This is a genomic window from Blautia sp. MSJ-9 (assembly GCF_018919065.1).
GTDB lineage: Bacteria > Bacillota > Clostridia > Lachnospirales > Lachnospiraceae > Blautia_A.
In genome coordinates this window covers 12,710-27,919 of the sequence record NZ_JAHLQG010000031.1, presented here as the reverse complement: position 1 = coordinate 27,919, position 15,210 = coordinate 12,710, and the positions used below count along the sequence as shown (strand labels likewise).

The following is a 15,210-nucleotide window of genomic DNA, read 5'->3' as shown; positions in this document are numbered from 1 at the left end:
AATATGGCAGACAAATTATATCATTATTCCTGAAAACTATAGTTATTCATTACTTATAAGTATTTGATATACAAAAACAATCTGTTTATACTTATGATTGAAAACTTGTTGCAGATAGAGTTGTCTTGATTTTTGGGATATTTATTTTATAATAAATATGTATACGAAAAATGGATGAGGGGGGAAATAACAGTGTCAGCAAATGAAAAAGGTCGGAGAATGGAAGGAAAAGTGAAAACAGGTTCCAGACCGGTTAAAACCATGACAGAAGGAACCATCTGGAAGCAGATCCTTCTGTTTTCAATACCACTGATACTGGGAAATCTGCTTCAGCAGATGTACAATACAGTGGACTCAATTATTGTAGGAAATTTCGTAGGAAGCAATGCGCTGGCGGCAGTCGGTTCCAGTACATCGCTGATCTGCCTGCTGATTGCATTCAGTATGGGGGCATCTGCGGGAGCAGGTGTTATCGTATCACAGTTCTACGGAGCTGGAGATGAAAGAGGCGTTCAGCGCGCCGTACATACCGCATTGATGCTTGCCTTTATCCTTGGAATTGTTCTTACTATTGCAGGAATCATATTTTCACCTGCAATCCTCAGATGGATGAAAACCCCGGAAGAGGTTATGGATCAGTCCGTATTATATTTGAGAATTTATTCCTATGGACTTGTGTTTAATGTTATCTACAATATGGCAGCAGGAATTCTGAATGCAGTAGGCAATTCCAGACGTTCCCTGATGTATCTGGCTGTAGCTTCTTTTTCCAATATTTTTCTGGATCTGTGGCTGATCGGTGGAATGCATATGGGAGTCGAGGGTGCTGCGATCGCAACAGATATCAGCCAGGTACTCTCCGGTATCTTTGCATTATGGTTCCTTGTAAGAGTTCCGGATATTTACCGTGTAAATCCGAAGAAGCTGTCCATTGACAAGACAATGGCAGGGCGGATCATTCAGGTAGGTCTGCCGACCGCAATCCAGAATACAGTGATCTCTTTTTCAAATGTTCTGGTACAATCCGGTGTCAATGGTTTTGGTGCCAGTGCAATGGCAGGTTTCGGTGCATATCTGAAAGTAGATGGATTTAATATTTTGCCGGTAATGAGTTTCAGTATGGCAGCGACAACCTTTACAGGACAAAACTACGGAGCAGGAAAGACAGACAGGATTAAGAAAGGCCTGCGTGTGACACTTGCAATGAGTGTTCTTTATACTATAGTAACAGGAATCCTTCTACTGACTTTCTCGAGACCGATCATTGGAATTTTCAGCGGTGACAAAGAGGTAATCTATTATGGTGCTCAGGCAATGAAATATTTCTGCCCATTTTATTTTCTGCTTGGAATTATGCATTCTCTTGCCGGGACTATCCGAGGAACAGGCAAGACCGTACCGCCAATGGTAGTAATGCTTCTGGCACTGTGTCTGTTCCGTATTTCATGGATACAGTTCGTAGTTCCACATTTTAGCAGCATTGATATTATTTATATACTGTATCCGGTATCCTGGGCAGTAGGAATGGTGCTGATGCTGATCTATGCATGGAAAGGAAAATGGATGCCGGAGCCTGGCAAACAGACAGAATAACGTTTTAGGGCCTAAAGATGTTTTGGCGTTGTTGCCATACAATATGAAATTTAAGTTGAAATAGCCAAAATATATTGAAGACTAACCGAATTTATTGTAAAATAAAACGAAAATAAAGGCTTTTCGAAAGGAAGCAGAAATCGTGAATAAAAAATATACGATTGGTGTAATGATAGGAAATGCAAACTCTCCCCATACGATGGATCTGATGCAGGGAATTTTCCATGCAGCAGAATCTATGGATGTCAATGTACTGTTTTTCCTTGGAATTCACAGCAGTTATTATTATAAATCCTATTTTGGAGAAGATGCAGAGGACGATTATGATTACCAGTTTAATGCGGCATACGATTATGAGGCGTTTGCAGATTTGGATGCGCTGATCATTGCTTATGGATCGCTCTGTATATTTCTTGACGAGAAAGAGAGTGCTGTATTTCTGGAAAAATATAGAGATAAGCCTCGCGTTCTTCTGGAAGAAAGAGACAAAACAGGAACATCAACTTCAATTATTGCGGATAATTACAATGGAATGTATGCAATCGCAGAACATCTGGTAAAAGATCACGGATACAGAAATTTTACCTATCTGGCAGGTCCTCACGGTAATACAGATGCCAGAGAACGAAGACAGGCAGTATATGATGTAATGAAGAAATATGGAATTGAGTTTGGGGCTGACAGGATTGCTTACGGAGATTATTCGTCCTGTGTGCAGAACCAGGTGAATGAGCTGCTGGATGCATACCCGGATATGGAAGCTATGATCTGTGCGAATGATGTCATGGCAGAGACTGCATACAAGGAATGTGCCAGAAGAGGGAAGATCGTCGGCAGGGATATTGCAATTACCGGCTTTGATGACTGGGAACTGGCTGAGACCATGAATCCTCCGTTGACAACTGTATTGCAGAATGCATTTGATATGGGATATATGGCAGTGATCAGTGCGGTAGAACTCTGTAAAGGAAAGCAATGTCATTCTATTGTAGTGCCGGCAGGAGTAAAGATTCGAGAGTCCTGTGGATGCCGTGTGGAGAGAAAGGTTTATGAGAAAACCTCTATTCTCGGACTGGAAGAGGGATGGACGGATATCACAGAACATTATCTGGACAGTATGGTAAAAGGAATTCTTCCGGATAATTCAGATAAGGGACTAAAAGAGAAGACCAGAGAATATCTGCGGGCTATCCTCAGAGTGGATTTTCGTATTCCTGAAAGTGAAGAAAATATAAAAAAAAATCTCCAAAAACTGTTCGTAAGTGATCTTGGCGGGATGCTCAGCGGTCATTCCCTGATGAAAGTATTTGACCAGTTTGTGGATGAATGTATCCAGAAAGAACTGCAGAAGGAAAAAGCAGACAGGGAAATCGTACAGAACCTACTTCTGAGAAAACGGCTGATGAATGACAAAATCACAGCGTATATCATAAAAGGAGAAAAAGAACATTTTAGCACATTTCAGCAGGAGAGCTGGTTTGTACCACTGATTTCCAAAGATATGCTGTGTCATATGAATGATGAGCAGGAAATGTACAGACGTGCACTTGTGAAACTTAATGCTCTGAATGCGAAGGCTTCTTATCTTTATATATTTAAGGAACCGATTGCTCATTACAGAGACGAAGATTGGAAATGTCTGGATAAAATGTATCTGGCTGCATACCAGATGGGTGAGGAGATTATTTCCTATAAAGAGGATGAACGTCCTGAAGTTTCTACAATATATGCAGGCAATGGCAGAATTGTGTGCAGGAAGGAAGAAGACCAGAATTATGTGGCAACTATTCTCTGTCTGTTTTCAGGTGAGATGCAGTATGGAATTCTGGTTGCAGAGATTAACCCTGCAAATCTGGCTCTTTTTTATCTGATCAGCAGGCAGATCGGAAATATGCTTCGTATGTATCAGATGTCAAAAGAACAGCGCAGAATGCAGCAGAAGTTAGAAGCACTGGTCAGAGAGATCAGGGAAAAGAACGAAGTCCTGAACTTTCTTTCTGAATCTGATGCACTGACAGGATCTCTGAATCGCAGAGGTTTTATGGAGAAAGCGGTACAGATAAACAGAGAGAATGCGGGAAAAGAGATGGTGATTCTGTTTGCTGATCTGGATCATCTGAAGGAAATCAATGATTCTTTTGGACATATAGAGGGAGATTTCGCAATCCGGCAGTGTGCAGAAGTCTTAAAGTCTGCAGTGGGAGACAGTGGAGTTATAGGAAGGATTGGTGGTGATGAGTTCTGCGCAATGCTTCCGGGAAATGTAGACGACGGACAGAGAATCCGGGAACGGGTGAGAAGAGAGAGCAATGAGTTTAACAGTGATTCTGACAAACCATATTATGTGGAATTGTCGGTAGGATATCATGTTGTCTGCTGTGGCAGTGATCTGATAATTTCAGATGTGTTAAAAGATGCAGATGAGGCTCTTTATGAAGAGAAAAAGAAAAGAAGAAAATCTGTGAAGAAATAAGCAGTGGATGGGAACTTGTAGTTAGCTAATAGATAATAAAGTAAAATAAAAACAGGTTCAGATGAGAGATCATACTCTTTGTCTGAACCTGTTTTTATATTCTTTGTGGTTTATGAAAATTATTTAATCAGGCTGTTATCATCAAAGTAGTTAATCTGCATTGCAGAACGCACATCATGAAGTGTCTGAGCTGCTTTTGCTTCAGCGACTTTGCTGCCTTCTTTGAGGATTTCATATACATCATCCAGATGCTGCTCCCAGTATTTACGTCTTTCACGGATTGGAGAAAGCTCTGCCTGGAGTACTTTGTTCAGGAATTTCTTAACCTTAACATCACCCAGACCGCCGCGTGTATAATGTGCCTTCAGCTCATCCAGATTCTGATATTCAGGCAGGAACTCTGCGAAATATTCCGGCTTGCAGAATGCATCCAGATAAATAAATACAGGGTTTCCTTCTACGCGTCCCGGATCTTCCACACGGAGATGATTCGGGTCTGTGAACATGGACATAACTTTCTTTTTAACGTCCGCTTCCTCATCTGCAAGATAGATGCAGTTTCCGAGAGACTTGCTCATTTTTGCTTTTCCATCAATACCTGGCAGACGAAGGCATGCCTTATTGGATGGCAGAATGATCTCAGGCTCTGTCAGAGTCTCACCGTATACTGTATTGAATTTGTGTACGATCTCTTTGCACTGTTCAAGCATTGGAAGCTGATCCTCTCCAACCGGAACAGTAGTAGCGCGGAATGCAGTGATATCTGCAGCCTGGCTGATCGGATAACAGAAGAATCCAACAGGGATACTTGCTTCGAAATTACGCATCTGGATCTCGGATTTAACTGTAGGGTTACGCTGTACACGTGCTACAGTAACAAGGTTCATATAATAGAAAGTAAGCTCTGTAAGCTCCGGAACCATGGACTGGATAAAGATAGTGGATTTCTCAGGATCAATGCCGCATGCAAGATAATCCAGGGCAACCTGAAGGATGTTCTGGCGAACTTTCTCAGGGTGTTCAGCGTTATCTGTTAATGCCTGTGCATCTGCGATCATAATATAAATTTCATCATATAAGCCGGAGTTCTGTAAACGAACACGCTCGGATAATGAACCAACATAATGTCCAACATGAAGGCGGCCTGTTGGGCGGTCACCGGTTAAAATAATTTTGCTCATTTTGCTCTCCTAAAAGTAAATTTCGATTTTCCAGAGAGTTTCTGGAAATTCTCAGTTATCCCTATTATAAAGCCTGCGGATGTTACCGTCAATGATTTTGGCGGAATAAATGAGGATATAATGTTACTGTTGTTACTGTTCACACACCACTATCCCGCGAGGTGTTTTGGCATGAATATGCCAAAATCCCGAGACATACAAGCCAAAATTCCATTGCCGCAGGCAATCTGGAATGAATTTTGGCTACGTTACTGAGAATGGAGTGAACAGTAACGATATAATTTTTTGAATAATTATGCAATAAATACATTTACAGAATTGATAAAAAGAAAAGATTCTGCTAGAATAATAAAGAGTTGTACATTAAAAATTACACACTGATTAAGGATAAAATAAAAGGAGTATTTACCATGCCAGTATTTGATTTCAGCGGTGCTTCAGACAAGAAACCAGGTGTACAGTCTGAATGTACCTACACTACTTTCCAGTCTAATGAAAAGGAGACTTCCCCTGAGAAACCGATCATGATCCTGGATAACAGCAGCCGTCAGTGGAAACATCATTCCTGCGGTATTTTTACTAATCCGATCAAACGTACATCCTTTGAGTTTAAAGAGGATGACGGCGTTTTCAGTGCAGATATCATCAGTATTGATTCAAGATTTGTAAGTCTTCTGAAATGGCTTGGGGAGAATCATATCAATGTGCGCCTTTCAGGAGAGAATAAAGAGAATGGTTATGCAGTTTATAAGATTCGTGAGACTGCTTTTGGCGGCGGCACGAAACTTTCCGCAGAGGACGGATTTCTTCAGTTTATGATCGAGAGACTTCTTGCAAGCAGTGCACCTGCAGAGATTGTTGAGGATGAAGATGAGGAAGAAACAGGGGACGAGATGAAGCTGACAAGCATTCAGAGCATCACTGATTTTATGACCTGCGCAGGCAGAACCCTGCCGGATAATATCCGTCTCTGGGCGAGAAGAAACCTTGCAGTTGCCCGTTCACACGAAGTATCTCCGGAGGAGAGACGTCATGCTCAGAGAGCACTTTCCATCATGATGAATGTACAGTGGAAGAGCAATTACTTTGAAGCAATCGATCCTCAGGAAGCCCGCAGGATCCTTGATGAGGAACTCTACGGAATGGAATCTGTAAAGCAGCGTATCATTGAAACAATCATCCAGATCAACCGTACCCATACACTTCCTGCATACGGACTTCTCCTTGTGGGCCCTGCAGGTACAGGTAAATCCCAGATTGCATACGCAGTTGCCCGTATCCTGAAACTGCCTTGGACAACTCTGGACATGAGTTCCATCAATGATCCGGAACAGCTTACAGGAAGTTCCAGAATCTATGCAAACGCAAAGCCCGGAATCATCATGGAAGCTTTCTCAGCAGCAGGAGAATCCAACCTTGTATTTATTATCAACGAGCTTGATAAAGCAGCGTCAGGTAAGGGCAACGGAAACCCTGCAGACGTACTTCTTACTCTGCTTGACAACCTTGGATTTACAGATAACTATATGGAATGTATGGTGCCCACAGTGGGCGTTTATCCCATTGCTACGGCAAACGATAAATCCCAGATCAGCGCACCTCTTATGTCCCGTTTTGCAGTGATCGATATCCCGGATTATACATCAGAAGAGAAGAAGATCATCTTCTCCAAATATGTTCTTCCGAAAGTTCTGAAACGCATGAGCCTCAAGGCAGAAGAATGCGTAGTAACAGAAGAGGGTCTGAATGCCATCGTTGAATTGCATAAAAATACAAGCGGTATTCGTGATCTGGAACAGGCAGCAGAGCATATCGCAGCCAATGCCCTGTACCAGATTGAAGTAGATCACCTGACAGGTGTGACATTTAATGCAGATATGGTAAGAAGATTACTTTCCTGAAAAAAATCTTGACAGAGATAAAAGTTGAGAGTATACTGTCAGACATCAGCAAGATAAATCGCAAAAATTGCTGATAAAAATAAAATAAGATCTTCAGGGCAGGGTGCAATTCCCTACCGGTGGTAAAGCCCACGAGCCATAAGGCATGATTCGGTGCGATTCCGAAGCCGACAGTACAGTCTGGATGAAAGAAGATAACAGTAGAGATACAGAAGAATTAACTGATCTGTGAAAGCTGACTGCTCTGGAATAATTAATTTATTCCAGAGCTTTTTTATATCAATTAAAGTGATTTCAGTGATGAAATAAAGAGTCAGATTCATCGGAAGATAATTCATATCAAATATTAATTACCGAGCCCTGGATGTTGAAAAAACACCGGGGCTTTATTTTATGGAATTTTTATGGAATTGTTATAAAAGAGCAGGAGATGATGGATTGAAAAATATAACGGATATGGAACAGGACAGGCAGTACATGAAAATGGCTTTGGAACTGGCGCAAAAAGGAATGGGTTTTACAGCACCTAATCCGATGGTAGGTGCTGTGATCGTTAAAAACGGAAGGATCATTGGTCAGGGATATCACAGAAAATACGGTGAACTTCATGCGGAGAGAGAAGCTCTGGCAGCATGTACGGAAGAACCCGAAGGAGCATCTATATATGTTACTTTAGAACCCTGCTGCCATTATGGAAAACAGCCTCCGTGCGTGAATGCAATCCTGGAGGCCGGAATCAGACGCGTGATCATCGGATCATCAGATCCTAATCCACTGGTTGCAGGAAAAGGAATCCGGATTTTGAAGGATCATGGAATTGAAGTAACAGAAAATATTTTAAAAGAAGAGTGTGATAAATTGAATGAAGCATTCTTTTATTACATCCAAAATAAAAAACCGTATGTGGTCATGAAATATGCAATGACTATGGATGGAAAAATTGCCGCTTATACAGGAGAATCCAAATGGGTGACAGGAGAAGCTGCCAGAATTCATGTACAGAAACAGCGACTGAAATATACAGGAATTATGGTTGGGGTGGGAACTGTGCTGGCAGATAATCCGATGCTCACCTGCAGACTGGAAAACAGCAGAAATCCTGTGCGTATTATCTGTGATTCCCATCTGAGAACACCACTGACATCTAAGATTATAAGAACAGCAGCGACAATTCCTACAATCATTGCAAGTAGCAGTAAAGATCAGCAGAAGATAAAGAATTATGAAGAACTGGGATGCCAGGTTCTGTATGTTCCGGAGAAAAATGGACACATAGATTTAAACAGACTAATGGAACTTCTGGGAGCTGCAAAGATAGACAGTATCTTACTGGAAGGAGGAGGCACTTTAAACTGGTCAGCACTCGAAAGCGGTATTGTTCAGAAAGTCCAGACCTATATAGCACCCAAACTTTTTGGGGGAGAAAGTGCAAAGACACCGATAGAAGGAAAAGGATTTCCTGATCCTGCCAGCGCAATATTATTAAAAAACAGCGAAATAATCAGAATAGGAGATGATTTTCTTATAGAGAGTGAGGTGAAGAGTAATGTTCACGGGAATTGTTGAAGAACTGGGAACTGTGAAAAAAATAAAAAAAGGAGCAAATTCAGCAGTATTTACGATACGGGCAGAGAAAATTCTGGATGATCTGAAAACAGGGGACAGTGTAGCTGTAAATGGAATCTGTCTCACTGTAACTGCATGTCTGGAAGATGGTTTTACAGCAGATGTGATGCATGAGACATTGAATCGTTCTGCGCTGATTCAGCTTTCTTTGGGACAGCATGTAAATCTGGAAAGGGCAATGCCTGCAAATGGAAGATTTGGAGGACACATTGTTGCCGGGCATGTGGATGGAACAGGAAAAATCACGGAAATTCGCAGAGATGATAATGCTGTCTGGTACACCATTCAGGCTTCACCACAAATTATGAAATATATTGTGACAAAAGGTTCTGTAACAGTTGATGGAATCAGTCTTACAGTGGCAAAAGTCTCAGAAACAGACTTTTCCATTTCTGCAATTCCTCATACAGTAAAGATTACAGTCCTCGGAGAACGCAAAGAAGGAGATATCGTCAATCTGGAGACAGACATAATTGGAAAATACGTGGAAAAATTAATAACGCCTGTGAAAGAACAGCCGATAAAAAGTAATATTACACGGGATTTTCTGAATAAGTATGGCTTTTGACAGAATTAACCACAAAGCGGTTATTCGATTGATGCAGAACTGTACAGTGGATGTTTTATCTGCCTAACACGAACCAGATAAGCAGCCAATACGAATGATTTTGCCCTCTTAACAACAGAAAAATATATTGTATAAGGAGAGAAAAAATGAACGGATTTGATTCAGTAGAAGAAGCTCTGGAAGAACTTCGGAATGGAAAAATTATTCTGGTAACGGATGATCCGGACAGAGAGAATGAAGGAGATTTTATCTGTGCAGCAGAGTTTGCCACAACAGAAAATATTAACTTTATGGCAACTCACGGAAAAGGACTTATCTGTATGCCAATGTCTGAGGAATATGTAAGAAAACTGCAGTTCCCGCAGATGGTAGCAGAAAATTCAGATAATCACGAAACTGCTTTTACTGTTTCCGTAGACCATATCAGCACCACTACAGGAATCTCTGCGGCAGAACGTTCTGTTACTGCCATGAAATGTGTGGATGAGAATGCAAAACCCGAAGATTTCAGACGCCCCGGACATATGTTTCCACTTCTGGCGAAGAAGAACGGTGTTCTGGAAAGAAACGGACATACAGAGGCAACTGTAGACCTGTGCAGACTTGCAGGGTTAAAACAGTGCGGGCTGTGCTGTGAAATTATGAGAGAAGACGGCACTATGATGCGGACTTCTGAGTTACGGGAACTTGCCGGAAAGTGGAATCTTAAATTCATAACAATTAAAGATATTCAGAATTACCGTAAATGCCATGATATTCTGGTGGATCGCGTGACGACCACAAAAATGCCGACCAGATACGGAGAGTTTATGGCGTATGGATTTGTAAACCGCCTGAATGGGGAACATCATGTAGCACTGGTAAAAGGTGAAATCGGAGATGGAGAAAACGTTCTGTGCCGTGTGCATTCAGAGTGCCTGACAGGAGACGTTTTTGGATCACAGCGTTGTGACTGCGGACAGCAGTTTGCAGCGGCGATGGCCCAGATTGAGGAAGAAGGCAGAGGGATACTCCTTTATATGAGACAGGAAGGAAGAGGAATCGGACTGATCAATAAACTTCGTGCCTATGAACTTCAGGAACAGGGAATGGATACACTCGAAGCGAATCTGGCACTTGGATTTGCCGGAGACGAAAGAGAATACTACATTGGTGCGCAGATTCTGAGAAATCTTGGGGTAAAAGAGCTGAGGCTGCTGACAAATAACCCGGATAAAGTTTATCAGTTGGAAGAATTTGGCATCAGGATCAAACAGAGAGTTCCGATACAGATGAATGCCACAGCGTATGATCTGCGTTATCTTAAGACAAAACAATTACGAATGGGACATATTCTGAAGTATTAAATACAGCGGGGATTTTCATATATAACGATAACGTTCCCGAAAATAAAATTTACCGTATATAAAAACCTGTACAGGTTAAAAAATATAAATTTACAGATGAAAGGACCAGAAAAAATGAAAACATTAGAAGGAAAATTAGTATCAGATGGAATGAAAGTAGGAATTGTAGCAGCCCGCTTCAATGAATTTATAACTTCCAAGCTGGTAAGTGGTGCCATGGATGGGCTGACACGTCACAATGTAAAAGAAGAGGACATCCAGGTAGCGTGGGTACCAGGTGCTTTTGAAATCCCACTGATCGCGTCTAAAATGGCAAAAAGTGGAAAGTATGATGCGGTTATCTGCGTAGGTGCTGTGATTCGTGGAAATACCAGTCATTATGATTATGTATGCAATGAGGTTTCCAAAGGGATTGCATCAGTATCACTGGAAACAGGAGTTCCGGTATTATTCGGAGTACTTACCACAGAAAACATCGAGCAGGCAATTGAACGCGCAGGTACAAAAGCAGGAAATAAAGGCTATGACTGTGCACTCAGTGCCATTGAAATGGTAAATCTGATCAAAGAATTTGAAGCTTAAATAGACAACAGATCAGACCCTGAAAGTGAAACCAGTTCACGAAAATCGAAAGGTAATGGTGCTTCCAGAAGGAGCATTTCATCTCTGAAAGGATGCTGAAAAGAAACTTTCCATGCATGAAGGGCTGCCCTGGAAAAGGAAGCACAGGAAGATATTTTATCGTTTGAATGATAAAGAGTATCTCCAAGCAAAGGATGTCCTGTGGATGCCATATGGACACGGATCTGGTGGGTACGTCCGGTATCCAGCTTAAGTGTGATAAGCGACCAGTCCTGACTGGAAAAAAGAGTATGATAATGAGTAACTGCTGTTTTGATTTTTCCCGATAATGCAGATGAATGTAAGGAAAGATCAGCAGCAGTTTTCATTTTCAGATGATTCTCCGGGTCCTGCATCAGCGGTAAATCTAAGGTATGCCAGACACCAGGCATATCTACAGGCAAAGTACCGGATACAGCGGCAAGATATTGCTTGTGAATTTTGCATGGAGATTTTACAGATTGAAGCCTTGAAGCTGCTACCTGATTTTGGGCAAAAACCACAATCCCGGAAGTCTCCTGATCCAGCCGCCCCACCGGGCGGACACAGACCTGTTCATTTTTCTCTCGAAAGTAACCGGCAACAAGATTGGAGAGGCTGTCTGTATAATGCATTCCCGTCGGATGCGTAACCATTCCTGCCGGTTTATCAACTGCCAGAATATCCGTATCTTCATATAAAATATTCAGAGAGAAAGAAGTTTCGGAAACTGGAGCTGAAGCTTTGTTGGAATGGAAATCCGACAAATCTTTACTTTTGATTCCGTCATTATAATTTTCAAGATGCGCAGAAGCAGTCCCGGCTTCCTCCAGACAAACGCGGATCACATCGCCTGGATATATTGTCTCAGTTACACGACAGCGAACTCCGTTTCTGGTAATCCCGTCCGGTCGAAACTTCGCCTGGCTGATCTGCCGTTTTGTAAGTCCTGCATTCTTTTTCAGAAATGCTTCCATTTTAAGTTCTGTAGTTTGTTCATCTATTCTAAATTCCAGATATCGTTCCATCTTAATACTTTTCCTGTGTAATATATTCTGATATTGATACCATTGATATTACAGGGCAAAAAATAAACTGTCAATGCAAAATTATGTCAGCGTAATGCATAAAATATACTGAAGAAAAATTGCAATTGTGCTATGATATAAGAATCAAAACAATGAAAGCGGGGCAGAAAATAAATATGAAATACTTAATCATTGGAGCCGGAGGAACCGGTGGTGTTACCGGATATTATATGAAAAAAGCAGGCAAGGACGTAACCCTGATCGCGAGAGGCGAACACCTGAAAAAGATCCAGAAACAGGGTCTTACATTGGAGAAAATGTGGGATAAAACAGAGGAAAACATAAGCATTCCTGCTACAGATATGGAGCATTATGCAGAGCATCCGGACGTAATTTTTGTCTGCGTAAAAGGCTATTCCTTACAGGAAACGATTCCGTTTATCAAACGCATTGCCAGGAAAAATACTATCGTAATTCCAGTGTTGAATATATATGGAACAGGTGGAAAAATGCAGAAAGAACTGCCGGATCTTCTGGTAACGGACGGCTGCATCTATGTTTCTGCCAACATTAAAGAACCGGGAAAACTTCTCCAGCATGGACAGATCCTGCACATTGTATTCGGCGTAAGAGACAAAGCAGAATTCCGACCGGAACTGAAAGAGATTCAGAAAGACCTCTGTGACAGTCATATCGACGGGACTCTTTCGGAAAACATCCGCCGTGAAGCACTGGAGAAATTTTCCTATGTATCCCCGATCGGGGCAGCAGGACTCTATTACCACGCAACTGCCGCAGATTTCCAGAAAGAAGGCGAAGCCAGAGAACTTTTTAAGACCATGATAAAAGAAATCGCAGCACTTGCAGAAGCCATGGGAGTTCCTTTCCAGAAAGATATGGCAGAAGTAAATTTAAAAATCCTTTCCAACCTCGCACCGGAAGCAACCACTTCCATGCAGCGGGATATCATGGCAGGAAAACAGTCCGAAATTGACGGATTAGTTTACGAAGTAGTAAGAATGGGAGAAGAATATCACGTTCCGGTACCCGCATATGAGAAAGTGGCAGAAAAACTCAGAGCCCTGTAGCGAAGCGGATTGCGAATATCCGCTTGACCACCGAAACAACATGAAAAAGGGATGCGAATTACTCGCATCCCTTTCGTACTCATTTGGACAATAAAATTATAATTTAATTATAATTAACTTTAATTCAGCAATTATAATTATAACTGAGGACCAGCTGCAACAAGTGCTTTACCAGCAGCGTTTCCTTCGTATTTAGCAAAGTTCTTGATGAATCTTCCAGCAAGATCTTTAGCTTTTACTTCCCATTCAGAAGCGTCAGCATATGTGTCACGAGGATCAAGGATACCTGTGTCTACGCCGTTAAGCTCTGTTGGAACTTCGAAATCGAAGAATGGGATCTTCTTAGTAGGAGCGTTAAGGATATCTCCGTTAAGGATTGCATCGATGATACCACGAGTATCTTTGATGGAGATACGTTTTCCTGTTCCGTTCCATCCTGTGTTAACCAGGTAAGCTTTTGCTCCGCTCTTTTCCATTTTCTTAACAAGTTCTGCTGCGTATTTTGTCGGATGCAGTTCAAGGAATGCCTGTCCGAAGCAAGCAGAGAATGTAGGTGTAGGCTCTGTGATTCCACGCTCTGTACCAGCAAGTTTAGCTGTGAATCCAGACAGGAAATAGTACTGAGTCTGAGCTTCTGTCAAGATAGATACTGGAGGAAGTACTCCGAAAGCATCTGCGGACAGGAAGATTACGTTCTTAGCTGCCGGTGCAGAAGAAATCGGGCGAACGATGTTTTCAATGTGGTTGATCGGATAAGATACACGAGTATTCTCTGTTACACTCTTATCTGCGAAATCAATCTTGCCTTCAGCATCAAGTGTTACGTTCTCAAGAAGAGCGTTACGTTTGATCGCATTGTAGATGTCTGGCTCAGATTCTTTGTCAAGGTTGATAACTTTAGCGTAGCATCCGCCTTCGAAGTTGAATACGCCGTTGTCATCCCAGCCATGCTCGTCATCACCGATCAGGAGACGTTTCGGGTCTGTGGAAAGAGTAGTTTTACCTGTTCCGGAAAGACCGAAGAAGATAGCTGTGTTTTCGCCGTTCATATCTGTGTTTGCAGAGCAGTGCATGGAAGCCATGCCTTTCAGTGGAAGGAAGTAGTTCATCATAGAGAACATACCTTTCTTCATTTCTCCGCCGTACCATGTGTTTACGATAACCTGCTCTTTAGTTGTGATGTTGAACATTACAGCTGTTTCAGAGTTCAGGCCTAATTCTTTATAGTTTTCAACTTTAGCTTTGGAAGCGTTGTATACAACGAAATCTGGCTCGAAGTTTTCAAGTTCTTCAGCTGTTGGCTGGATGAACATATTTGTTACGAAATGTGCCTGCCAAGCAACTTCAACGATGAAACGGATAGCCATACGAGTATCTTTGTTAGCACCGCAGAATGCATCTACTACGAAAAGTCTCTTGTTGGAGAGCTCTTTTTTAGCGATTTCTTTTACTGCATTCCATGCTTCCTGAGTTGCAGGATGGTTATCGTTTTTGTATTCGTCTGTTGTCCACCATACTGTATCTTTGGAGTTCTCATCCATAACGATGTATTTATCTTTAGGAGAACGTCCTGTGTAGATACCTGTCATAACGTTAACTGCACCAAGTTCGCTGACCTGACCTTTTTCAAAGCCTTCCAGTTCCGGTTTGGTTTCTTCTTCAAATAATACTTCATAAGAAGGGTTGTAGACAATTTCTGTAGTTCCGGTAATGCCATACTTGCTTAAATCGATTTTTGCCATCTTACGTTTAACCTCTTTTCTTCGTTAATGAAAGCGCCTGTTTAAACAGGCTTAAGATACCTTA

The 15,210-nt window shown here is 41.8% G+C and carries 11 protein-coding genes and 1 riboswitch; of the genes, 8 read left to right on the top strand and 3 right to left on the bottom strand.

Annotation, left to right across the window (positions count from 1 at the left end; translation table 11 throughout):
• Nucleotides 1-219 precede the first annotated feature (219 nt).
• Nucleotides 220-1,593, top strand: coding sequence for an MATE family efflux transporter (locus KQI87_RS08020; RefSeq protein ID WP_216459777.1), 1,374 nt, complete (start codon nt 220-222; stop codon nt 1,591-1,593).
• 142 nt (nt 1,594-1,735) lie between these two features.
• Entirely contained in the window at nt 1,736-4,066 is a 2,331-nt protein-coding gene (locus tag KQI87_RS08015; protein WP_216459670.1) for a GGDEF domain-containing protein, read from the top strand.
• A 119-nt stretch (nt 4,067-4,185) separates the two neighbouring features.
• Here KQI87_RS08015 and trpS read toward each other — a convergent pair whose 3' ends face one another.
• On the bottom strand, nt 4,186-5,247 hold the full coding sequence (gene trpS / locus KQI87_RS08010; protein ID WP_216459669.1) for a tryptophan--tRNA ligase: 1,062 nt from the start codon (nt 5,245-5,247) through the stop codon (nt 4,186-4,188).
• Nucleotides 5,248-5,657: 410 nt separating this feature from the next.
• Between trpS and KQI87_RS08005 the strand changes: the two genes are divergently transcribed.
• The 5 genes from KQI87_RS08005 (at nt 5,658) to ribH (ending at nt 11,270) form a co-directional block, all read left to right on the top strand.
• Complete coding sequence (locus tag KQI87_RS08005) at nt 5,658-7,148, top strand: AAA family ATPase (RefSeq protein WP_216459668.1); 1,491 nt, start codon at nt 5,658-5,660, stop codon at nt 7,146-7,148.
• Nucleotides 7,149-7,233: 85 nt separating this feature from the next.
• A riboswitch (FMN riboswitch) is annotated at nt 7,234-7,348 on the top strand.
• A gap of 256 nt (nt 7,349-7,604) precedes the next feature.
• Nucleotides 7,605-8,714 (top strand): bifunctional diaminohydroxyphosphoribosylaminopyrimidine deaminase/5-amino-6-(5-phosphoribosylamino)uracil reductase RibD, encoded by a 1,110-nt coding sequence (ribD, locus tag KQI87_RS08000; RefSeq protein WP_216459776.1) that lies wholly within the window; start codon nt 7,605-7,607, stop codon nt 8,712-8,714.
• Nucleotides 8,695-9,342 carry a riboflavin synthase gene (gene ribE / locus KQI87_RS07995; RefSeq protein ID WP_008704016.1) on the top strand — a complete coding sequence of 216 codons (648 nt, stop codon included), beginning with the start codon at nt 8,695-8,697 and terminating at the stop codon, nt 9,340-9,342. The genes ribD and ribE overlap by 20 nt, the downstream gene beginning before the upstream one ends.
• A gap of 146 nt (nt 9,343-9,488) precedes the next feature.
• Nucleotides 9,489-10,688 carry a bifunctional 3,4-dihydroxy-2-butanone-4-phosphate synthase/GTP cyclohydrolase II gene (locus KQI87_RS07990; protein WP_008704014.1) on the top strand — a complete coding sequence of 400 codons (1,200 nt, stop codon included), beginning with the start codon at nt 9,489-9,491 and terminating at the stop codon, nt 10,686-10,688.
• A 114-nt stretch (nt 10,689-10,802) separates the two neighbouring features.
• Nucleotides 10,803-11,270, top strand: a complete 468-nt coding sequence (gene ribH / locus KQI87_RS07985; protein ID WP_020994061.1) for a 6,7-dimethyl-8-ribityllumazine synthase — start codon at nt 10,803-10,805, stop codon at nt 11,268-11,270.
• On the opposite strand, the gene KQI87_RS07980 is transcribed toward ribH, so the two are convergent.
• Nucleotides 11,267-12,316 carry an RluA family pseudouridine synthase gene (locus KQI87_RS07980; RefSeq protein ID WP_216459667.1) on the bottom strand — a complete coding sequence of 350 codons (1,050 nt, stop codon included), beginning with the start codon at nt 12,314-12,316 and terminating at the stop codon, nt 11,267-11,269. The two genes, ribH and KQI87_RS07980, sit on opposite strands and share 4 nt — an antisense overlap.
• A gap of 176 nt (nt 12,317-12,492) precedes the next feature.
• Between KQI87_RS07980 and KQI87_RS07975 the strand changes: the two genes are divergently transcribed.
• A complete protein-coding gene (locus KQI87_RS07975; protein WP_044952194.1) occupies nt 12,493-13,404 on the top strand; it encodes a ketopantoate reductase family protein in 912 nt (303 codons plus the stop codon).
• A 137-nt stretch (nt 13,405-13,541) separates the two neighbouring features.
• Here KQI87_RS07975 and pckA read toward each other — a convergent pair whose 3' ends face one another.
• On the bottom strand, nt 13,542-15,146 hold the full coding sequence (gene pckA / locus KQI87_RS07970) for a phosphoenolpyruvate carboxykinase (ATP) (RefSeq protein WP_055052467.1): 1,605 nt from the start codon (nt 15,144-15,146) through the stop codon (nt 13,542-13,544).
• Nucleotides 15,147-15,210 lie beyond the last annotated feature (64 nt).